The sequence below is a fragment of the Streptomyces sp. NRRL S-244 genome, from assembly GCF_000717915.1.
In the GTDB taxonomy this organism is placed as follows: domain Bacteria; phylum Actinomycetota; class Actinomycetes; order Streptomycetales; family Streptomycetaceae; genus Streptomyces.
The window spans coordinates 152288-172602 of record NZ_JOCX01000006.1; the positions used below are offsets into that span (position 1 = coordinate 152288).

Annotated in this window: 20 protein-coding genes; 10 read left to right on the plus strand and 10 right to left on the minus strand. The window is 69.6% G+C overall.

The features are described from left to right. Window positions 1-59 precede the first annotated feature (59 nt). The 4 genes from IF02_RS34735 to IF02_RS0109550 all read left to right on the plus strand — a co-directional run bounded on the left by IF02_RS34735 (window position 60) and on the right by IF02_RS0109550 (window position 4237). Window positions 60-299: a hypothetical protein gene (locus tag IF02_RS34735; RefSeq protein ID WP_037835883.1), complete on the plus strand. Its 240-nt coding sequence runs from the start codon at window positions 60-62 to the stop codon at window positions 297-299. Next, window positions 263-877, plus strand: a complete 615-nt coding sequence (locus IF02_RS0109540) for a nucleotidyltransferase family protein (protein WP_030155288.1) — start codon at window positions 263-265, stop codon at window positions 875-877. The genes IF02_RS34735 and IF02_RS0109540 overlap by 37 nt, the downstream gene beginning before the upstream one ends. 273 nt (window positions 878-1150) lie before the next feature. After that, window positions 1151-2779, plus strand: a complete 1629-nt coding sequence (gene aceB, locus IF02_RS0109545; RefSeq protein ID WP_030155290.1) for a malate synthase A — start codon at window positions 1151-1153, stop codon at window positions 2777-2779. A 267-nt stretch (window positions 2780-3046) separates the two neighbouring features. After that, entirely contained in the window at window positions 3047-4237 is a 1191-nt protein-coding gene (locus tag IF02_RS0109550; RefSeq protein WP_234318142.1) for a GDSL-type esterase/lipase family protein, read from the plus strand. Between the two features lie 99 nt (window positions 4238-4336). Here IF02_RS0109550 and IF02_RS0109555 read toward each other — a convergent pair whose 3' ends face one another. After that, window positions 4337-4939 (minus strand): TetR/AcrR family transcriptional regulator, encoded by a 603-nt coding sequence (locus IF02_RS0109555; protein WP_030155294.1) that lies wholly within the window; start codon window positions 4937-4939, stop codon window positions 4337-4339. A 113-nt stretch (window positions 4940-5052) separates the two neighbouring features. Here IF02_RS0109555 and IF02_RS0109560 point away from each other — a divergent pair, with 113 nt between their 5' ends. Together IF02_RS0109560 and IF02_RS0109565 are read left to right on the plus strand one after the other, a co-directional pair. Further along, window positions 5053-5859, plus strand: coding sequence for an SDR family NAD(P)-dependent oxidoreductase (locus tag IF02_RS0109560; RefSeq protein ID WP_037835888.1), 807 nt, complete (start codon window positions 5053-5055; stop codon window positions 5857-5859). A 67-nt stretch (window positions 5860-5926) separates the two neighbouring features. Next, window positions 5927-6553: a 3'-5' exoribonuclease domain-containing protein gene (locus IF02_RS0109565; RefSeq protein ID WP_234318143.1), complete on the plus strand. Its 627-nt coding sequence runs from the start codon at window positions 5927-5929 to the stop codon at window positions 6551-6553. Between the two features lie 108 nt (window positions 6554-6661). Here the strand turns inward: IF02_RS0109565 and IF02_RS0109570 are convergent, their stop codons facing one another. From IF02_RS0109570 to IF02_RS0109600, 7 genes are all read right to left on the minus strand, one after another. Beyond that, entirely contained in the window at window positions 6662-8047 is a 1386-nt protein-coding gene (locus tag IF02_RS0109570) for a nucleobase:cation symporter-2 family protein (protein ID WP_078621980.1), read from the minus strand. A 332-nt stretch (window positions 8048-8379) separates the two neighbouring features. Further along, the gene (locus tag IF02_RS0109575) at window positions 8380-9783 is read right to left on the minus strand and encodes an 8-oxoguanine deaminase (protein ID WP_030155301.1); all 1404 of its coding nucleotides are present in this window, start codon (window positions 9781-9783) and stop codon (window positions 8380-8382) included. Between the two features lie 191 nt (window positions 9784-9974). Further along, the gene (gene pucL, locus IF02_RS0109580) at window positions 9975-10898 is read right to left on the minus strand and encodes a factor-independent urate hydroxylase (protein WP_030155302.1); all 924 of its coding nucleotides are present in this window, start codon (window positions 10896-10898) and stop codon (window positions 9975-9977) included. Window position 10899: 1 nt separating this feature from the next. After that, window positions 10900-11289 (minus strand): hydroxyisourate hydrolase, encoded by a 390-nt coding sequence (gene uraH, locus IF02_RS0109585; RefSeq protein ID WP_030155304.1) that lies wholly within the window; start codon window positions 11287-11289, stop codon window positions 10900-10902. Window positions 11290-11291: 2 nt separating this feature from the next. Then, window positions 11292-11810 (minus strand): 2-oxo-4-hydroxy-4-carboxy-5-ureidoimidazoline decarboxylase, encoded by a 519-nt coding sequence (uraD, locus tag IF02_RS0109590; protein ID WP_030155306.1) that lies wholly within the window; start codon window positions 11808-11810, stop codon window positions 11292-11294. A gap of 154 nt (window positions 11811-11964) precedes the next feature. After that, entirely contained in the window at window positions 11965-12348 is a 384-nt protein-coding gene (locus tag IF02_RS0109595) for a helix-turn-helix domain-containing protein (RefSeq protein ID WP_030155307.1), read from the minus strand. Next, window positions 12345-12596 carry a thiamine-binding protein gene (locus tag IF02_RS0109600; protein WP_078621981.1) on the minus strand — a complete coding sequence of 84 codons (252 nt, stop codon included), beginning with the start codon at window positions 12594-12596 and terminating at the stop codon, window positions 12345-12347. The genes IF02_RS0109595 and IF02_RS0109600 overlap by 4 nt, the downstream gene beginning before the upstream one ends. Window positions 12597-12721: 125 nt before the next feature. Here IF02_RS0109600 and IF02_RS0109605 point away from each other — a divergent pair, with 125 nt between their 5' ends. The 3 genes from IF02_RS0109605 to IF02_RS0109615 all read left to right on the plus strand — a co-directional run bounded on the left by IF02_RS0109605 (window position 12722) and on the right by IF02_RS0109615 (window position 16185). Beyond that, window positions 12722-13555 carry a TIM barrel protein gene (locus IF02_RS0109605; RefSeq protein ID WP_030155310.1) on the plus strand — a complete coding sequence of 278 codons (834 nt, stop codon included), beginning with the start codon at window positions 12722-12724 and terminating at the stop codon, window positions 13553-13555. A gap of 75 nt (window positions 13556-13630) precedes the next feature. Beyond that, a complete protein-coding gene (locus IF02_RS0109610; RefSeq protein ID WP_030155312.1) occupies window positions 13631-14521 on the plus strand; it encodes a 2-hydroxy-3-oxopropionate reductase in 891 nt (296 codons plus the stop codon). Between the two features lie 206 nt (window positions 14522-14727). After that, window positions 14728-16185 (plus strand): catalase, encoded by a 1458-nt coding sequence (locus IF02_RS0109615; RefSeq protein ID WP_030155314.1) that lies wholly within the window; start codon window positions 14728-14730, stop codon window positions 16183-16185. A gap of 407 nt (window positions 16186-16592) precedes the next feature. Here the strand turns inward: IF02_RS0109615 and IF02_RS0109620 are convergent, their stop codons facing one another. Then, window positions 16593-17240 carry a DNA gyrase gene (locus IF02_RS0109620; protein ID WP_037835889.1) on the minus strand — a complete coding sequence of 216 codons (648 nt, stop codon included), beginning with the start codon at window positions 17238-17240 and terminating at the stop codon, window positions 16593-16595. Between the two features lie 152 nt (window positions 17241-17392). After that, on the minus strand, window positions 17393-19180 hold the full coding sequence (gene gcl, locus IF02_RS0109625) for a glyoxylate carboligase (RefSeq protein ID WP_030155317.1): 1788 nt from the start codon (window positions 19178-19180) through the stop codon (window positions 17393-17395). 291 nt (window positions 19181-19471) lie between these two features. On the opposite strand from gcl, the gene IF02_RS0109630 reads away from it, so the two are divergent. After that, window positions 19472-20293: a hypothetical protein gene (locus tag IF02_RS0109630; RefSeq protein ID WP_030155319.1), complete on the plus strand. Its 822-nt coding sequence runs from the start codon at window positions 19472-19474 to the stop codon at window positions 20291-20293. The last annotated feature ends 22 nt before the right edge of the window (window positions 20294-20315 follow it).

Below are 20315 nucleotides of genomic sequence, written 5' to 3' on the forward strand. Positions count from 1 at the left end.
ACCAGACCAATCGAGGTCCAGACTCGCGGTATTGGCCCCCGATTGGCAAGGAGCCCTCCATGGCGACCCCGCTGACCGCGCTGACCGCGCTGACCGCGCTGACTGCGCCGACCCAGCTGACCGACCGCGACGAACGCGCCCTGGTGGCGGCCACCGAGAACCGGATCTGCGAGCCGCTGCGGCTCGGGCCCGCCCTGGCCGCCGTACGACGCCTCCTGGCGCGCCGCCCGCGCACCGCACCCCAGGGGCGAGAATCACTGACATGCCACCCACCACACACTCAACCGCAAGCCCGGTGATCGCGGGCCTGCTCCTCGCCGCCGGCGGCGGCCGCCGTCTGGGCGGCCGCCCCAAGGCCCTGCTCCCGTACCGCGGCCGCCCGCTGGTCGAGAACGCGGTACGGGTACTGCGCGAGGCGGGCTGCGGTCCGCTCCACGTGGTGCTCGGCGCCTCCGCTGCCGAGGTCCGCGAGCGGGCGGACCTGACCGGCTGCGTGGTCGTGGACAACCCCGACTGGGCCGAGGGCATGGGCTCGTCCCTGCGCGTCGGCCTCGCCTCGCTCGCCGGTACGGGCGCCCGCGCGGCCCTCGTCTCGCTGGTGGACCAGCCGGGTATCGGACCGGCGGCCGTGGCCCGGGTCCGGGAGGCGTACCGCTCCCCCGCGAGCCTGGTGGCGGCGGCGTACGGCGGGGAGCGCGGGCATCCGGTGCTCTTCGGCGCGGACCGCTGGGCGGACATCGCGGCGACGGCGACGGGGGACAAGGGCGCACGGGTGCATCTGACAGATCACGCGGACGAGCTCACGCTGGTGGAGTGCGGGGACGTCGCCGAGGCCTTCGACATCGACACCCCGCCCGACCTGGCACGACTCGCTTGAGCGGCGGCCCAGGCGCAGTTGAGCGGGCAGTGACGAAGGTGGCACTGAGGGCCACCGGGCGCAGGAGTCTGTCGACTCAGAGAATCTCGACATCAACAAACCATTGAACTTCCACCATAAGGAAATTACTATCCACTGGTCAGAAGCGCCCTGAACCCCCAGACGGCGCCCGCGACCGTATCCCGGAACTCTCCACACCCGACGGCACTGCGTGCCGTCCTGCGCGAGCATTCCCCGCGGCCGCCAGGCACCGCCGCTGAAGGAGTGACAGATATGTCCGCACCAGCGCCGTCATCGCTGGCCATCGTCGACGCCGAGCCCCTGCCCCGGCAGGACGAAGTCCTGACCGAGGCGGCCCTCGCGTTCGTGGCCGAGCTCCACCGGCGGTTCACGCCCCGCCGCGACGAGCTCCTCGCCCGCCGCGGTGAGCGCCGCGCCGAAATCGCCCGCACCTCCCACCTCGACTTCCTCCCGGACACCGCACAGGTCCGCGAGGGCGAGTGGAAGGTCGCGCCGGCGCCGGCCGCGCTGAACGACCGCCGTGTGGAGATCACCGGTCCGACCGACCGCAAGATGACCGTCAACGCCCTGAACTCGGGCGCCAAGGTCTGGCTCGCCGACTTCGAGGACGCCTCCGCCCCCACCTGGGAGAACGTCGTCCTCGGCCAGCTCAACCTCATCGACGCCTACGAGCGCCGCATCGACTTCACGGACCCGCGCACGGGCAAGTCGTACGCCCTGAAGCCGGCCGGGCAGCTGGCGACCGTCGTGATGCGCCCGCGCGGCTGGCACCTGGAGGAGCGCCACCTCCAGGTCGAGGGCCGCCCGGTCCCCGGCGCGCTGGTCGACTTCGGCCTGTACTTCTTCCACAACGCCAAGCGCCTCATCGAGCTCGGCAAGGGCCCGTACTTCTACCTGCCGAAGACGGAGTCGCACCTGGAGGCGCGCCTCTGGAACGAGATCTTCGTCTTCTCGCAGGACTACGTCGGCATCCCGCAGGGCACGGTCCGCGCGACCGTCCTGATCGAGACCATCACGGCCGCGTACGAGATGGAGGAGATCCTCTACGAGCTGCGCGACCACGCGGCGGGCCTGAACGCGGGCCGCTGGGACTACCTGTTCTCGATCGTGAAGAACTTCCGCGACGGCGGCGAGAAGTTCGTCCTGCCGGACCGCAACGCGGTGACGATGACCGCCCCGTTCATGCGGGCGTACACCGAACTCCTGGTCCGCACCTGCCACAAGCGCGGCGCGCACGCCATCGGCGGCATGGCGGCCTTCATCCCGTCCCGCAAGGACGCCGAGGCCAACCGGATCGCGTTCGAGAAGGTCAAGGCCGACAAGGACCGCGAGGCGGGCGACGGCTTCGACGGCTCGTGGGTCGCCCACCCCGACCTGGTGCCGATCGCGATGGCCTCCTTCGACGCGGTCCTCGGTGACAAGCCGAACCAGAAGGACCGGCTGCGCGAGGACGTCTCGGTGGCCCCGGGCGAGCTCATCGCGATCGACTCGCTGGACGCGAAGCCGACGTACGAGGGCCTGCGCAACGCCGTCCAGGTCGGCATCCGCTACATCGAGGCCTGGCTGCGCGGCCTGGGCGCGGTCGGCATCTTCGGCCTGATGGAGGACGCGGCCACCGCGGAGATCTCCCGCTCGCAGATCTGGCAGTGGATCAACGCCGGTGTCGTCTTCGAGCACGACGGCGAGCCCGTGACGGCCACCGCCGACCTCACCCGCGAGATCGCCGCCGGGGAACTGGCCGCGATCCGCGCCGAGATCGGCAAGGACGCCTTCGCGGCCGGAAAGTGGCAGCAGGCCCACGACCTCCTCCTCCAGGTCTCCCTGGACGCGGACTACGCGGACTTCCTCACCCTCCCCGCCTACGACCAACTGGTCGGCTGACCCGCACAGCAGCCGAACCCACCTCCGCCCCCAAGGCCCCAGGCCTCGGGGGCGGAGGAGTTTTTGCGGAACTCGGCCGCGGAAACGGAACGTTGACGGCCCGAACGACCGGTCGGTTGTTACTCCATCGTAACTTTCCTGTACCTAGCGGTAACAACGCGCGCCGTGTCACCTTTCCGATGCCACCGGCCGGCGGTACCCCCACTTTCCCAGCCATGCACCGGAGTTCTCTTCGGATTGGGCATGGCCGACCGCAGGAGTTCCGCCGTGATCGGATTCCGCAACGCCAGCAAGGACCGGGCCCGTAGTCGAGTGCGACGACTCGCCGGGGTCGGGATGGTTCTGCCGCTCGCCGCCGGCGCTCTGGTCGCCGGCTCCGCCGGGACCTCCGTGGCCAGCCCCGGGACCGGGCCCACCGCCGTGGTGTCCATGGGCGACAGCTACATCTCCGGCGAGGCCGGCCGCTGGAAGGGCAACAGCCTGACCAACAGCGGGAATCGCACCGGGACCGACCGCGCCTGGGTCTCCGGGAGCACCTACGACCCCGCCAAGGTGTACGGGAGCACCGCCGGGGGGTGCCACCGCTCCGACTCCGCCGAGGTCAAGAGCGCCGGGGCGATCGCCGACGTGGCCGTGAACCTGGCCTGCTCCGGGGCCGTTTCCGAGAACGTCTTCCGCGCCTCCAACGGCGGCGTGGCCTTCAAGGGCGAGGCCCCGCAGGCCGATCAGCTCGCCGCCGTGGCCGCCGCCAACAACGTCAAGGTCATAGCCCTGTCCATCGGCGGCAACGACCTCGGCTTCGCCGACATCATCAAGGACTGCGCCCTCGACTTCGTCCTGTGGGGCTCGTACTGCTACGACGACCAGCAGTACGGGGTCGACCAGAAGATGGACGGGGTCATGGCGAACGTGGGCAAGTCGGTGGACGAGATCCGCGCCGTGATGCGGGCCGCCGGATACACCGACTCCTCGTACCGGATCGTGCTCCAGTCCTACCCGTCGCCGATCCCGCGCGGCGCCGAGAACCGGTATACGCAGAGCGACTGGAGCCGCCTCAACACCGGCGGCTGCCCGTTCTGGAACCGGGACTCGGACTGGGCGCGCGACTCGCTCGTGCCGCAGATCGCGGGTCGCCTCAAGGGGGTTGCCGCCGCCAAGGGCGTGCAGTTCCTGGACCTGCGGGACATGATGCAGGGCCGTGAGGTGTGCGCGAAGGCCAGCAAGCTGGTGAGCAGCTCGGCGCCCGCGTCGGCGAAGACGAGCGAGTGGGCACGCTGGATCGACAGCAGCGAGACGCAGGGGCCGGTCCAGGAGTCCATGCACCCGAACTACTTCGGCCAGCTGGCGGCCGGGCGCTGCCTGAACCTCGCCGTCGCCCAGCCCGCGAACTCCGCGTCCAGCTGCAAGAACACCGCCGGAGCCGACCACACGGGCATGTTCCTGACGTCCGCCCCCTGATGCGTACGCTCCGGGTCCGGGGCGCCTGCGGAGACTTCCGCGGGCGCCCTTCCGCAGGCTCCCTTCCGTAAGCGCCCTTCCGCTGGCGCCCCTTTCGGATCAGCCGCGTATGGCGGCCAGCGCCTCGTCGTAGAGGGCCGCCAGGTCGGCGCTGCCGCCGCTGCGCACCCAGGCCTCGGTCGCGGCGTCCACGCAGGCGAAGACGGTGGCGGTGACCGCGGCGGCGCGCAGCTCAAGGCCCGGGCCCGCGCCCTTCCCGTCGGCCATGCGGGCCGTGACGGCGGGCAGGACCATCTCCTGCCAGCGCAGCCGCTTCTGGGTGTAGCGGGCGCGCAGCGGCGGGGTGTCGAATATCAGCGCCGTGATCTCCAGCAGCTGCCCGGGGTCGCCGTGCGCCTCCATGAGCACCTCGAAACCGGCGCGCAGGGCCTCCCACGGGGTGGCGGCGGCGGGCTGGGCCTCCACCGTCGCGCGCATCAGCTCGCCGAGCTCTTCCTGCTCACCGCAGACGATGTCCTCCTTGGTACCGAAGTACCGGAACAGCGACCGCTGGGAGATGCCCGCCTCCTTGGCGATCTGCGCGATGGTCGTCGCCTCGTACCCCTGCTCGGCGAAGAGCCGCATGGCGGTGTCGAAGATGCTCGCGACCACGGCCTGCCGGGAGCGGTCCCACAGGCTCGGCTGCGTTGCGGTTGTCCCCATCCGGCCAGCATATAGGCGGGCCGCCAACCTTGCCTTAACTGCCCGATTGGCAGTCACTGCCAACCGGGCATACAGTGAGCCCGACGATGTCATCCCATGGCAGGAGAGCCACTGTGAACGCGGTCGACTACCGGGGCCGGACCACCCTGATCACCGGCGCGAGCTCCGGCCTGGGCGCCGAGTTCGCCCGCCAGCTCGCCGCGCGAGGATCCGACCTCGTGCTCGTCGCGCGCCGGGAGGACCGCCTGAAGGCGCTCGCCGGGCAGCTGTCGGCGGCGCACGGCGTCAACGTCGAGCCGGTCGCCATGGACCTGGCCGTCGAGGGGTGCGGTGAACTGCTGGCCGCCGAGATCGAGCGGCGCGGGATCACGGTGTCCAGCGTCGTCAACAACGCCGGCTTCGGCACGTACGGGCACTTCCACGACGAGGATCCGCAGCGGCTCCGCCAGGAAGTGGGCCTCGACGTGATGGCCGTCGTCGACATCAGCCGCGCCTTCATCGGCCCGCTGCGCGGCCGCGGCGAGGGCGTCCTGGTCAACGTCGCCAGCATGGCCGGCTACCAGCCCGTCCCGAACATGGCCGTCTACGGCGCCAGCAAGGCCTTCGTCCTCAGTTTCACCGAGGCCCTCTGGCAGGAGTCCCAGGGCACCGGGCTGCGCGTCATGGCGCTGTCGCCCGGCGCGACGAAGACGGAGTTCTTCGACGTGGTCGGCACGGAGAACCCCACCGGCGGCACCAAGATGCAGACCTCCGAGGAGGTCGTGCGCACCGCGCTGAAGGCACTGGACCGCAAGAACCCGCCGCCGAGCGTGATCTCGGGGTCCATGAACCGCGTCCTGGCCTTCAGCGGACGGCTCGCGAGCCGCCGCATGGTCGTACGGATGGTGGACCGGATGTCCTCCCCCCGGACCCCCGCATAAACGTATCGGCCCCATCCGGGCCTTCTCGGCGCCGGGAATTCGGATGATCGCAGCGGAGCGGGCTGGCATGATCCCGCTCATGCCGGCCCGCAGCGCACGCCCCAGTCTCTACATCTCCGTCGACATCGAGGCCGACGGCCCGATCCCCGGCCCGTACTCGATGATCAGCTTCGGGGCCGCCGTCGCGGGGCGGCAGGACGGCGCTTCGTATACGGCCGCGGACCCCGAGCGGCACACCTTCTACCGCGAACTGCGCCCGATCAGCGACCAGTACGTCCCCGAGGCGCTCGCCGTCAGCGGGCTCGACCGGGACCGGCTGCTCCGCGAGGGCGCCGAACCGGCGGCGGCGATGGCCGAGTTCCGCACGTGGGTACGGGAGGTCTCCGCCGAGGCCGGGGCGCAGCCCGTGATGTGCGGCTACCCGGCCTCCTTCGACTGGACCTTCCTGTACTGGTACTTGATGAGCTTCGGCGGCGAGAGCCCCTTCGGGCACTCCGGCTGCCTCGACATGAAGACCCTGTACGCGACGAAGGCGCGGGTCCCCCTGCGCGCGGCGGTCAAGGGCCGGATGCCGCGCGCACTGCTCTCCGCCCGCCCGCACACCCACCACGCACTGGACGACGCCATCGAGCAGGCGGAGCTGATGAGCAACCTCATGCTCTGGACGCCCCCGGCCGCCGATACCGCCGGCTGACTCCCCCGCCCGGGCGGGAACGGCACGGCGGTGCGTACGCCACGCCCGCAGTGGGTGGCGTACGCACCGCCGTGGGCGGCCCGGACGGGCCGGGCCGGTGCAGCGGGGTCAGTGCACGGGGACCGGTTCCGGGGCGGCCGCCGAGGCCCGCTGGGCGCCGAAGTGGTTGAAGGCCAGGTTGAGCACGATGGCCACCACGCAGCCGGTGCTGATGCCGGAGTCCAGGACGACCAGCAGGTCCTTCGGGAACGCGTGGTAGAACTCCGGCGCCGCGATCGGGATCAGACCGATGCCGACCGAGGCGGCGACGATCAGGGCGTTCTCGCCCTTCTCCATGGCCGCGCCCGCCAGGGTCTGGATCCCGCTGGCCGCGACCGAGCCGAACAGGACGATGCCGGCGCCGCCGAGCACCGGCAGCGGGACCACACCGATGACGGAGGCCGCCATCGGGCACAGGCCCAGCAGGATCAGGATGCCGCCGCCCGCGGCGACGACGAACCGGCTGCGCACCTTGGTCATCGCCACGAGCCCGATGTTCTGCGCGAAGGCACTGCACATGAAGCCGTTGAACAGCGGGCTGAGCGCGCTGCCGAGGGTGTCCGCGCGCAGTCCGCCCTCGATGGTCTTCTCGTCCGCCGGGCGGCCGACGATCTTGCCCAGCGCCAGGATGTCGGCGGTGGACTCGGTCATGCACACCAGCATCACGATGCACATGGAGACGATGGCGGCGACCTGGAACTGCGGGGCGCCGAAGTGGAACGGGGTCGGGAAGCCCACCAGCGAGGCGTTCTTGACGGCGTCGAAGCTGGTCATCCCCAGCGGGAGCGCGATCAGCGTGCCCGCCACCAGGCCGAGCAGGATCGAGATCTGCTGGAGGAAGCCGCGCAGGAACTTGCGCATCAGCAGCACGATGACGAGGGTGACGGCGGCCATGCCGATGTTCTGCATCGAGCCGTAGCCTGTGGCGGTGCGGTTGCCGCCCTGCGACCAGTTGAAGGCGACCGGCAGCAGGGACACGCCGATCAGGGTGATGACCGTACCGGTGACGACCGGCGGGAAGAAGCGGACGAGCTTCCCGAAGTACGGGGCGGCGAAGAAGCCGACGACCCCGGCGACGATGATCGCGCCGAAGATGACGGGGATGGCGTCCGCGCCCTCGCCCTTGCCTATGGCGATCATCGGGGTCACACCGGCGAACGAAACGCCGTTGACGAAGGGGAGTTTGGCGCCGATCTTCCAGAAGCCGAGGGTCTGGAGGAGGGTGGCGAGGCCGGCGGTGAAGAGCGAGGCGCCCATCAGGAACGCGGTCTCGGTGGCGGAGAGTCCGACGGCAGGGCCGACGATCATGGGCGGGGCGACGACACCCGCGTACATGGCGGCCACGTGCTGGAGGCCGCTCGTGAACATCTTCAGAGGAGGCAGGGTCTCGTCGACCGGGTGCTTCTCCTCCGGTACTGCGACTGCATCTTTGCGAAACCTGGGCGTGTGTGCCACGGCTTCCTCCGGTCGGGTAACACGTCGGCTGGGACGTGGGTGTCTTGGAGGTGGTGCGAAAGCTGTGCAAGTCGAGCCGGTATGGAGTTGTGGGTGGTGGGGGTGGTGGTGGGGGTTGGTGATGCGGGTGATGCGGGTGGTGCTCGTTCTTGTCCCAAGAGGTGCAGAAACGATTCGCCCAAACCGTTCCAGCCAAGCAGTGGCACGAGTCACCGCCCCCGGGAACGCCCTCGGAAAACCTCGGGCGCTTCCCGGGAACGGCTGCCGCGGACCCCGCTCGGGTCCGCGACGGCCGGCCGGGGGCCGTCCCCCCCGGCCGGACTCCGAGGGGATCAGCCCTGCGCGGTGATGCGCGCGAGGCGCTGGGCCTCTTCGCGGGTGGACACCGCGATGGCGTCCTCGTCGGCGAAGAGGAGTCGGTTGTTCTCGACGATCTGCTTGCCGTTGACGAACGACGCGGTCACCGGGGCGGCCGCACCGAAGACCAGCGCGGTGACCGGATCGGCGATCGAGGAGTGCAGGAAGGTGCTGATGTTCCAGAGCACCAGGTCGGCGCACTTGCCGGCCTCCAGCGATCCGATGTTGTCGGCCCGGCCGAGGACCTGCGCGCCGCCGTACGTACCGAGGCGCAGGGCCTGGCGCGCGTTCAGGGCACGCTCGCGGTGGACCGGGTTCAGCCGGTTGATCAGCAGCGCGTTGCGCAGCTCGGTGTGCAGCTCACCGGACTCGTTGGAGGCGGTGCCGTCCACGCCGAGGCCGACCGGGACGCCCGCGGCCAGCATGTCCGGGACGCGGGCGATGCCGGCGGCCAGACGGGCGTTGGAGGACGGGCAGTGCGCGACACCGGTCTTGGTGCGGGCGAACGCGGCGATGTCGGAGTCGTTCATGTGGACGCTGTGCGCCATCCACACGTCCTCGCCGAGCCAGCCGGTCGACTCGAAGTAGTCGGTCGGGCCCATGCCGAAGAGCTCGTGGCAGAACTTCTCTTCCTCGACGGTCTCGCTGCCGTGCGTGTGCATGCGCACACCGAGGCGGCGGGCCAGCTCGGCGCCCTGCTTCAGCAGCTCGGTGGAGACCGAGAAGGGGGAGCAGGGTGCGACGGCGACCTGGGTCATCGCGTCGAAGGAGGCGTCGTGGTACTTCTTCACCGTCGCCTCGGTGTCGGCGAGCGCACCCTCGAGGGTCTCGACGGCGTGGTCCGGCGGCAGGCCGCCGTCCTTCTCGCTGCGGTCCATCGAACCGCGGGCGAGGGTGAAGCGGACGCCCATCTCGGACGCGGCGCGGATGATCGAGCCGGAGAGGTCGCCGGCGCCCTTCGGGTACACGTAGTGGTGGTCCATGGCGGTGGTGACACCGCCGCGGGCCATCGCGGCGAGGGAGCCCTGGGCGGCCGTGTAGGCCATCTGCTCGTCGATGCGCGCCCACGTCGGGTACAGCGCGACGAGCCAGTTGAAGAGGTTGTGGTCGGTGGCCAGGCCGCGCGTGATCCACTGGTAGAAGTGGTGGTGCGTGTTGACCAGACCGGGGGTCACGAGGTGCCCGGTGCCGTCGATGCGGCGGACGACGTTGTCGAGGTTCTCGGGGGCCCTGCCCGCGCCGATGGACTCGATCTTGTTGCCGGCGATGACGATGTGGCCCGAGGCGTACTCGGTGTCGTTCGCGTCGACGGTTGCGATCGCGCAGTTCTCGATGACGATGCGCTCTACTGCGCCGTCCTGGGCTGCCGATGCTGCCATGGGACTTCCTCGTGCTTTCAGTGGCGGTGCGGGCACGGCAAAACCCAGGGGATTTGAGTGCCGGAGCCGGGGGCCTGACAGCTGACAGTACTGTCGCCCCGTGAGTTGCGTCCGGGTGCCGATTCAGGAAGTGGGGGGCGTGTCGTGCGGTCCCGGGGCCACTGCGGGGCCCCGGGACGCGCGTGCCGCGCTCAGAGGTTGGTCATGTCCACGGGGATGCGGGCGTCAACGCCGTCCCGCAGGACCGTGGCCTCGATCAGACCGTACGGACGGTCCGCGGCGAAGTAGACCTCGTTGTCGTTCTTGAGGCCGAAGGGCTCCAGGTCGACGAGGAAGTGGTGCTTGTTCGGGAGCGAGAAGCGGACCTCGTCGATCTCCGAACGGTGGTTGATGATGCGCGAGCCCATCTGGTACAGGGTCTGCTGCAGCGAGAGGGAGTAGGTCTCGGCGAAGGCCTGGAGCATGTGCTTCTTGGTCTCGGCGTAGGACTTCTCCCAGTTGGGCATCCGCTGCTCGTCGTCGGTCCAGTTGAAGCGCCAGCGACCCGACACCTGGGTGGCCAGGATGCGGTCGTACGCCTCCTGCAGGGTCGTGTACTTGTCCTTCACGTAACCCCAGAACTCGGAGTTCGTGGAGTTCATGACGATCAGGTCCTTGAGGCCGGAGATGACCTCCCAGTTCTGGCCGTCGTACGTGATCTGGGTGACGCGGGTCTCCATGCCCTTGCGGACGAAGGAGTGGTTGACCTCGTCGGAGCCGATGAACTTGGAGTTGGCGTCCGAGGTGGCGATCCGGTCCCAGGCGTACTCCTCGATCCGGATGCGCGCACGCTGGATCGGCTCCTGGCTGTTCACGAACCAGCGGGCCAGGTGGATGCCGAACTGCTCGGCGGACTCGATGCCGTACTCCTTGGCGAACGCGTACACCGTGTTCTTGGTGGTGTCCGTCGGCAGGACGTTGGCGTTCGAGCCGGAGTAGTGGACGTCGTCCATGTCGCCGGAGAGGGCGACCGAGACGTTCAGGTCCTTGATGTGGTGGGTGTCGCCGTCCCGCGTGATCTTGACGACGCGGTTCTCTGCTTTGCCGTACTGGTTCTGGCCCAGAATCGTGGCCATGCTAGCTCCCTCGGTAAACGGAGTAGCCGAACGGGTTGAGCAGCAGCGGTACGTGGTAATGCTCGCCCGGGTTCACCGCAAACGTGATGGTGACCTCGGGGAAGAACGCACCGCTGTCCCTTACGCGGGGGGCGTCCTGCTGCGCCTCGGCTTGCTTCTTCAAGAAGTACGTCTCGGTCTCGAAATCGAGACGTACGTGGGTGGTGCCCTCCGGCAGCGCCGGCAGGTCCTTGCATCGCCCGTCCGCATCGGTGGCGGAGCCGCCCAGGGCCGCCCACTCGCCGTCCAGACCCGTACGGGCCGACAGGGAGATGGCGACGCCCTCGGCGGGGCGTCCGATGCTGGTGTCCAGGATGTGCGTGGACACCGACGCGGTGGTGGCGGTACTCATGCTCACGCTCCTTCTTCTGCGAGTTCGACGAGGCGGGTCAGACGGATCCGGTTGATCTTCACCAGCTCGCCGCGGGCGATCTCCCGCTCCTGCTCCGGCGAATGGTCGATCCGGACCTTGACCGCGTCCCGCATGAACTCACCGGTCGCACCGGTGGCGCAGATGAGGAAGACGTGGCCGAACTTCTCCTGGTACGCCAGGTTCAGTTCGAGGAGCTCGTTCTTGAGCTCCTCCGAGGCACCGGCCATCCCGCGCTGCTCGCGGGCGGAGGTCGGGTCTCCCGGCTTCGGCCGGCCGATCGGCGCGTGGCCTGCCATCGCTTCGGCCAGGTCCTCGGCGGTGAGCTCCGCCATGGCGGCCTCGTTCGCGGAGAACAGGGAGTCGGCGCCGGCGAAGGGGCGCTGGGCGAGCAGCTTGCTCCCCCATGCCGAACTGGCGCACACCTCGTGCAGCTCGGCCGTGGCCGCACTGTCGTCCAAGGCGTTGAACCGGGTGAGACCCGGGGTCGGACTCGAAGTCACGGTAGGCCTCCGTGGCCTGTTGTTGCTTTGACGGGCTGCGCATAGCTAACGCCCTCGACAACACGGCGTCAACACTTTGTTGAAACTTCCCGTACACAAAAGCCGCCGCCCGGATGAATTGGGCGGCGGCTCGTCACCATGCGTCAGGCTGGTCTCACGTTTGGTTGCCTTTGTTGGCGTTTTCCCTGTTCAGGTAGTTGTAGACCGTGAAACGGCTTACGCCCAGGGCGCCCGCGACCGTCTCCACGCCGTGCCGCACGGAGAAGGCGCCGCGCGCCTCCAGTATCCGTACGACGTCCTGCTTGGTCTTCCGGTCGAGCTGTGACAACGGTACGCCGTGCCGGCGCTCCAGCGCCGCCAGGATGTGGTCCAGCGAGTCGGACAGCTGGGGCAGCCGTACGGCCAGCAGGTCCTGACCCTCCCAGCTGAGCACGACGTCGTCGGGCTGCGCCAGGGCCGGATCCATCAGCTCGCCGCCCATCGCGTCCACCAGCGGCTTGACCGCGGTGACGAACGGGTGGTCGCGGGGCTCGGTCATGGGGTGTCCTCCCCGATCACGTTGACCTGGAGCGAGACGCGGGTGGCCCCGGACTCCAGCGAGTCGCGCAGCAGCGCGGCCACCGCGGTCAGCACCGCGTCGGCGTCGCCCTCGGCGGTATTGCCGAACGGGCCCACGTCGACGGCGTCCAGCTGGGCCTTCTGGATGACCTCGCGAGCGGCCACGGCGTGGGCGGGGGCCTCTTCGAGATCGAAGGGCTCGGTCGTGAACTCCACTCTCAATCGCACGTGGTCAAGCTACCTCCCGGTCACGTTTTTTCGGCAGCCCGGGCTTGACATCCACGACAAGCCCGATGCAGTCTTCCATCAAGCAGAAACTAACTTCCGCAATACGGAAGGAGCGCACACCCCTCATGGGATACACGGACCAGCGCTTCGATGTGAACCTTTCGATCCTCTTCACGGAACTCCCGCTCCTGGAGCGTCCCGCGGCCGCCGCCGCGGCGGGCTTCACCGCGGTCGAGCTGTGGTGGCCCTGGATCGAGACCCCCACCCCCGCTCAGGAGGAGCTCGACGCCCTCAAGAAAGCCCTTGAGGACGCCGGCACTCAGCTGGTGGGCCTGAACTTCTACGCCGGCCGGCTGCCGGGCCCGGACCGCGGTGCGGTCTCGGTACCCGGTGAGGAGTCGGACCGCTTCAACGCCAACATCAACGTGGCCGCGGACTTCGCCGCCTCGGTGGGCTGCAAGGCGCTCAACGCCCTCTACGGCAACCGGGTCGAGGGTGTGGACCCGGCCGTCCAGGACGAGCTCGCCCTGGAGAACCTGGTCGTGGCGGCCCGCGCCGCGGACCGCGTCGGCGCGATCCTGCTGATCGAGACCCTCAACAAGCCCGAGTCGCCGCTCTACCCGCTGGTGAGCGCCCCGGCCGGCGTCGAGGTCGTGGACAAGGTGAACGAGGCCACCGGCCTCGGGAACGCCAAGTTCCTGCTCGACCTGTACCACCTGGCGATGAACGATGAGGACCTCTCCGAGGTCATCGAAAAGTACGCCGCCAAGACCGGCCACGTCCAGATCGCGGACAAGCCGGGGCGCGGTGCCCCCGGCACCGGCGAGCTGCCCCTCGCGGAGCTGCTCGACCAGCTGAAGAAGGCCGGATACGAGGGCTACGTAGGCCTGGAGTACAAGGCCGCCGACGCCGCCGCCTCCTTCGCGTGGCTGCCGGCCGAGGCCCGCGCCGCCAAGTAGGCGGACCAAGTCCGGGCGATCAGCCAGGCACCTCACGAACTTTTCGTACAAAGTATTAAGAGAAGGACCCTCATCATGAGCAACCTCCCCAAGATCGCCTGGATCGGGCTCGGAATCATGGGCTCCCCCATGGCCGAGAACCTCCTGAAGGCCGGCTACTCGGTCACCGGCTTCACGCTGGAGCAGGACAAGCTCGACCGCCTGGCCGCCGCGGGCGGCGCCGCCGCCGGCTCGATCACCGAGGCCGTCAAGGACGCCGACGTCATCATCACGATGGTGCCCGCCTCCCCGCAGGTCGAGGCCATCTCGTACGGCGAGAACGGCATCCTGGAGAACGCGAAGTCCGGCGCGCTGATCATCGACATGTCGTCGATCACCCCGCAGACCTCGATCGACCTCGCCAAGAACGCCGCCGAGAAGGGCATCCGCGTCATCGACGCCCCGGTGTCCGGCGGCGAGGCCGGCGCCATCGAGGCCGTCCTGTCGATCATGGTGGGTGGCGAGCAGGCCGACTTCGACGCGGCCCTGCCGATCCTCGAGGCCCTCGGCAAGACCATCGTGCTCTGCGGTCCGCACGGCTCCGGCCAGACCGTGAAGGCCGCCAACCAGCTCATCGTCGCGGTGAACATCCAGGCGTGCGCCGAGGCCGTGGTCTTCCTGGAGAAGTCCGGCGTGAACCTGAACGCCGCCCTGGACGTCCTCAACGGCGGTCTGGCCGGCTCCACGGTCCTGACCCGCAAGAAGGACAACTTCCTGAACCGCGACTTCAAGCCCGGCTTCCGGATCGACCTGCACCACAAGGACATGGGCATCGTCACCGACGCCGCCCGCAACGTCGGTGCGGCCCTCCCCGTCGGCGCGGTCGTCGCCCAGCTGGTCGCCTCGCTGCGCGCCCAGGGTGACGGCGGCCTGGACCACTCGGCGCTGCTCCGCGCGGTCGAGCGCCTCTCCGGCGCCCAGATCTGAGCGCCTCCCCTCTCGCAGGGGCTCTGAGTTTCGGATGGTGCCGGCGCTGACACCTGTCCTGTCGCGCCCAGGCGCCGGCACCGTCCGGATCACCTCTCTCCATCTTTGTTCAACAAACTGTTGACGCTGCGTTCGGCCTGAAATTAGGCTGTTCCGCATGACGGAAGACGCTTTCCGTCAGCAGGTTTCCCGTACGGAAGGTCACCATGTCGAAGCGCACGCTGACGACCGAGTCCGGCGCCCCGGTCGCCGACAACCAGAACTCCGCCACCGCCGGCGTCGGTGGCCCGCTCCTGATCCAGGACCAGCAGCTCCTGGAGAAGCTGGCCCGCTTCAACCGCGAGCGCATCCCGGAGCGCGTGGTGCACGCCCGCGGCTCGGCCGCGTACGGCCACTTCGAGGTGACCGACGACGTCACCGCGTACACCAGCGCCGCGTTCCTGAACACGGTCGGCAAGAAGACCGAGACCTTCCTGCGCTTCTCCACCGTCGCCGACTCCCTTGGTGGCGCGGACGCGGTCCGCGACCCGCGCGGCTTCGCGCTGAAGTTCTACACCGAAGAGGGCAACTACGACCTCGTCGGCAACAACACCCCGGTGTTCTTCATCAAGGACCCGATCAAGTTCCCCGACTTCATCCACTCCCAGAAGCGCGACCCCTTCACGGGCAAGCAGGAGCCGGACAACGTCTGGGACTTCTGGGCGCACGCCCCCGAGGCGACGCACCAGATCACCTGGCTGATGGGTGACCGCGGCATCCCGGCCTCGTACCGTCACATGAACGGCTACGGCTCGCACACCTACCAGTGGACGAACGAGCAGGGCGAGGCCTTCTTCGTCAAGTACCACTTCAAGACGAACCAGGGCATACGCTGCCTGTCGGGCGAGCAGGCCGCCGAGCTCGTCGGCAAGGACGCCAACTCGCACCAGACCGACCTGCTCCAGGCGATCGAGCGCGGTGTGAACCCGAGCTGGACCCTCTACGTCCAGATCATGCCGGCCGCCGAGGCCGCGGACTACCGCTTCAACCCGTTCGACCTCACCAAGGTGTGGCCGCACAGCGACTACCCGCTCCAGCGCGTGGGCCGCCTGGTCCTCGACCGCAACCCGGACAACGTCTTCGCCGAGGTCGAGCAGTCCGCCTTCTCCCCGAACAACTTCGTCCCGGGCATCACCGCCTCGCCGGACAAGATGCTCCAGGGCCGCCTCTTCGCGTACGCCGACGCCCAGCGCTACCGCCTCGGTGTGAACCACACCGTGCTGCCGGTCAACGCCCCGAAGGCGACGAAGGCCGAGAACTACGGCCGCGACGGCGTCATGGCGCTGCGCAACGGCTCGCGCCACGACAAGAACTACGAGCCCAACTCGTACCAGGGCCCCGCCGAGACCGGTCTCGCGCTCGGCGCCCCGAAGGCCGTCTCCGGCTACACGGGCACCCACGAGGCCCCGGCCCACACCAAGGACGACGACTTCTTCCAGGCCGGTGAGCTCTACCGCCTGATGTCGGAGGCCGAGAAGCAGCGTCTGGTGGCGAACATCGCCGGCGGCCTGTCTCAGGTCACCCTCGAGGACGTCATCGAGAAGAACCTGGCTCACTTCCACGCCGCGGACGCCGACTACGGCCGCCGCGTCGAGGAGGCCGTCCGCGCCCTGCGCGACGCCTGAGCCTCACAGCTGCACCGGGGACCTGGCGGGAGGTCAGGTCCCGGGTGCCGAGCCCGAACCGCGGACCCGGATGAGGGGTGGTACGCGGTAAGGGCCGGACGAGGGCCGCGACGGGCGAGTGAGCCAGTGCGGTGGTAATGGGTGCCGAGGCCCGTCTCTTGACCTGAGGGAGACGACGCCGGAGCTCTCGTCACCGCCCGTCGCGGTCCCAGCCACTCTCCTCCCACCTACTCCTTATATACAGGGGGCCACGCACAGAGCCCCCTGCATAGGAGCCGCCATGCTCCGCCCGGCGGCGCGAAAGTCCTGTCGCGCCAGCCTCGCACCGTCGGGCGGTCACACTCAAAGCGCCGAGTCACGGACGGTCCCGTGACTCGGCGCTTTGTCATGTGTGCGATCAGGGGTGCTCAGGTGGTGCGGCGGTCGTCGATCTCCACGGAGAGGTACGGCCACGCGTGCGTGAGAACGGCCGGCTCTACGGGGGTCGGTGCGGCGCCCGCTGCGCGCAGGGACTCGGCGGGGCGGAAGTGGACCGTCGTACCGGTCGTACCGGTGGCGCCGCTCGTACCGGCGTCGGCGATCGGTGTCAGGTCGGTGGTGGGAACGCCGTGTTCGTAGCGCTGGACCCAGGCTCCGCCCGCGCGGCGGTTGGTGTGGACGAGCCACTCGCTCAGCGCCGCCACGACGGACATGCCGCGCCGCGGGTGGCCGTCGGGAAGGATCTGCGCCCCGGGGTGGTCGAAGAACCGGAGGTCCTTCGTCGCCATGACCGGCTTCTTCACCGGCCGGCCGTGATCGTCGAGGCGGGTGTCGGTGCCCCGGCCCTCGTCCGCCACGGACACCGATCCGTCGGCGTGGAGGGTGACGGTGCACCGCCCTCCGCCGGTGCACTCCGCCTCGTCGGCGGCGTACGCGACGACTTCGAGCAGCAGGTGGGGAAGGCCGCCGGGGGCGAACACGGCCTGGTCCTGACGGATGCGGTCGAGGTGGTCCGCGTCCACGGAGCGCGCCCAGTCGTGCGTCGTGTTGCGCCAGGAGGCCGTTGATCTGTCCATCGGAGCAGTATGCCGATGCTCCGAGGCCCGGCCCGGCCCGGCCCCGGCCCCGGCCCCGGCGCAAGACAACGCAAAGCGGCCCCCGTTCCTCCACGAGGAGGGACGGGGGCCGCTTCGTACCGCAGTCGTCAGGCGACCATGCGATCAGGCAGTCAGACGGACAGCGGGCGGATCGCGGTCGGGGCGTGGCCCGGCTCGGTCGCGAGCTCCTCGAACTCGGTGACGTCGCTCATGTCGACCGTCTTGCTCATCGCGATGTTGGTGACGCGCTCCAGGATGGCCTCGACGACGACCGGGACCTGGAACTCCTGGGCCAGCTTCTTGGCCTCCTCGAAGGCATCGCCCAGCTTGTCCGGGTCGGTGACGCGGATGGCCTTGACGCCCAGGCCCTCGGCGACCTTGACGTGGTCGACGCCGTAGACGCCCAGCTCGGGGGTGTTGATGTTCTCGAACTCGAGGTTGACCTCGAAGTTGATGCCCAGGCCGCCCTGCGCCTGGCGGATCAGGCCCAGGTAGGCGTTGTTCACGAGGACGTGGACGTAGGGGACCTTGTGCTGGGCGGCGACCGCCAGCTCCTCGATCATGAACTGGAAGTCGTAGTCGCCCGAGAGCGCGACGATCGGGGTCTGCGGGTCCGCGGTGGCGGCACCGATGGCGGCCGGGATGGTCCAGCCGAGCGGGCCGGCCTGGCCGCAGTTGATCCAGTTGCGCGGGCGGTAGACGTGCAGGAACTGCGCGGCCGCGATCTGGGAGAGGCCGATGGTGGTGACGTAACGCGTCTCCGGGCCGAAGGCCTTGTTCATCTCCTCGTAGACGCGCTGCGGCTTCAGGGGGATGTTGTCGAAGTGCGTGCGGCGCTGCAGGGTGGCCTTGCGCTCCTGCGCGGAGGCGGCCCAGGCGGAGAAGTCCGGCAGCTTGCCCTCGGCCTTGAGCTCCTTGGCGACCTCGATGAAGAGCTCCAGCGCGGCCTTGGCGTCCGAGGCGATGCCGAAGTCCGGGGCGAAGATCTTGCCGAGCTGGGTCGGCTCGATGTCGACGTGGACGAACTTGCGGCCCTTGGTGTAGGCGTCCAGGTTGTAACCGGTGTGACGGTTGGCCCAGCGGTTGCCGATGCCGAAGACGAAGTCCGACTCCAGGAACGTCGCGTTGCCGTAGCGGTGCGCGGTCTGGACGCCGACCATGCCGGCGGCCAGCTCGTGGTCGTCCGGGATGGTGCCCCAGCCCATGAGGGTGGAGATGACCGGGACGCCCGTCAGCTCGGCGAACTCGACCAGCAGGTCGGTGGCGTCGGCGTTGATGATGCCGCCACCGGCGACGATCAGCGGACGCTCGGACTCCAGCAGGAACTGCAGGGCCTTGACGGCCTGGGCGCGGGAGGCCTGCGGCTTGTAGACCGGCAGGGGCTGGTAGGTCTCGGGGTCGAACTCGATCTCGGTCAGCTGGACGTCGATCGGGAGGTCGATCAGGACCGGGCCCGGACGGCCGGAGCGCATCAGGTGGAAGGCCTGCTGGAACACGCCGGGGACCTGCGCGGCCTCCAGGACGGTGGTCGCGGCCTTGGTGACCGGCTTGGCGATCGAGGCGATGTCGACGGCCTGGAAGTCCTCCTTGTGGAGCTTCGAGACCGGCGCCTGACCGGTGATGCACAGGATCGGGATCGAGTCCGCGATGGCCGAGTACAGACCGGTGATCATGTCGGTGCCGGCCGGACCCGAGGTGCCGATGCAGACGCCGATGTTGCCCGCCTTGGCACGGGTGTACCCCTCGGCCATGTGCGAGGCGCCCTCGACGTGGCGGGCCAGCGTGTGGCTGATGCCGCCCACGTTCTTGAGCTCGCGGTAGAACGGGTTGATCGCAGCACCGGGGACGCCGAACGCTTGTTCGACACCCTCGAGCTTGAGGATCTCCACTGCAGCGGCGGCGGCTGTCATACGAGGCATCGAGTTCTCCTGCGGGTCAGGCGGTCAGGCGGCCAGGCTGCTTCGGGATTCCGGAATGTTTCCGCAATCCGGAAGTTTTGTTCTGCTATACGGAACAAGCTAAGCGGCGAGTCCCGGCACGTCAAGGAGCTTCAGGACCCCGGAACGCACCAAAAGCCGCGTGTCGCACAAGCGACTTGTACGAACGACCGGGAGGCGCCGGAATATCAGCGGAAAATCGAGGGCACGCTCGCCCCGGTGGTGGCGGGTGGTGGAGCATGGGCCTACGCAGAGCGACGGAGGGCAGTACTCATGGCCGAAGCGGTACCGGTGCGCTGCCCGGCGTGCCTGCGCGAGAACGACTACGCCGCCCCGGTCTTCCCGTGCGCCTGCGGGAGCCCGGTGGCCCCGCCGCTGGACCTGGCGGCGCCGCCCCTGCCGCTGACGCACCGGACCTGGTCGGACACCTGGGTGGCGGTGCGCTGCGCGGCCTGCGGGCGGGTGAGCGAATGGCCGCATCCGGAGCTGGGCTGCGCGTCGTGCGGGACGGTGGTGCGGATTGCGGTGCATCCGCTGGAGACCGAGTCCGCGCCGGGTGGCGGCGTACGGGACGGGCTGCGTCCGCGTCCCGACGTACGGGGAGAGGCGCAGGGGGACGTACGGGGGCGGGGGCGGGCGGCGCGGCCCGCGTCGTCCGCGGGACCCGGCGGCTCCGCCCCCGGCCGGCCTTCGGGCGCTCCCGAGCAGCGGCCCGCGTTCCGCCCGGTGACCATCCGTACCGCCCGGGACGCCGTGGCCACGGCCGCGCTGTACCTGCGCTGGCTCGGCTTCCAGGACGTCCGCCAGCCCGACGGGCGGCCCATCCCCTCGGCGGCCGTGGACCTGCGTGCCCCCGGACTGGTGGCGCAGGTGGACCCGACCACCGCGCCGGCCGGGCTGCGGGCCGTGGAGTGCGTCTGGCTGAACGGTCTGACGGCCTCCGCGACCAGCGTCTACTTCTCGCTGGCCGGGTACACGCAGGACGCCCGCTCCCGCGCGGACGACCTCGGGATACCGCTGTTCGTCATGGACCTCACGGGCATGCCGCAGCCGGTCAACGACCCGGCCGACGCCCTCGTGGGCACGGGGGCGTAGGCACGGGGGCGCAGGGCCGTCG

Coding starts and splice junctions, on each gene's coding strand:
- IF02_RS0109565 (WP_234318143.1), top strand. CDS start 5,927: ATGATCCCGCTCATGCCGGCCCGCAGCGCACGCCCCAGTCTCTACATC.
- IF02_RS0109595 (WP_030155307.1), bottom strand. CDS start 12,348: ATGACCGAGCCCCGCGACCACCCGTTCGTCACCGCGGTCAAGCCGCTG.
- IF02_RS0109575 (WP_030155301.1), bottom strand. CDS start 9,783: ATGGCAGCATCGGCAGCCCAGGACGGCGCAGTAGAGCGCATCGTCATC.
- IF02_RS0109620 (WP_037835889.1), bottom strand. CDS start 17,240: ATGGACAGATCAACGGCCTCCTGGCGCAACACGACGCACGACTGGGCG.
- pucL (WP_030155302.1), bottom strand. CDS start 10,898: ATGGCCACGATTCTGGGCCAGAACCAGTACGGCAAAGCAGAGAACCGC.
- IF02_RS0109610 (WP_030155312.1), top strand. CDS start 13,631: ATGAGCAACCTCCCCAAGATCGCCTGGATCGGGCTCGGAATCATGGGC.
- IF02_RS0109555 (WP_030155294.1), bottom strand. CDS start 4,939: ATGGGGACAACCGCAACGCAGCCGAGCCTGTGGGACCGCTCCCGGCAG.
- gcl (WP_030155317.1), bottom strand. CDS start 19,180: ATGCCTCGTATGACAGCCGCCGCCGCTGCAGTGGAGATCCTCAAGCTC.
- IF02_RS0109540 (WP_030155288.1), top strand. CDS start 263: ATGCCACCCACCACACACTCAACCGCAAGCCCGGTGATCGCGGGCCTG.
- IF02_RS0109605 (WP_030155310.1), top strand. CDS start 12,722: ATGGGATACACGGACCAGCGCTTCGATGTGAACCTTTCGATCCTCTTC.
- aceB (WP_030155290.1), top strand. CDS start 1,151: ATGTCCGCACCAGCGCCGTCATCGCTGGCCATCGTCGACGCCGAGCCC.
- uraH (WP_030155304.1), bottom strand. CDS start 11,289: ATGAGTACCGCCACCACCGCGTCGGTGTCCACGCACATCCTGGACACC.
- IF02_RS0109615 (WP_030155314.1), top strand. CDS start 14,728: ATGTCGAAGCGCACGCTGACGACCGAGTCCGGCGCCCCGGTCGCCGAC.
- IF02_RS34735 (WP_037835883.1), top strand. CDS start 60: ATGGCGACCCCGCTGACCGCGCTGACCGCGCTGACCGCGCTGACTGCG.
- IF02_RS0109630 (WP_030155319.1), top strand. CDS start 19,472: ATGGCCGAAGCGGTACCGGTGCGCTGCCCGGCGTGCCTGCGCGAGAAC.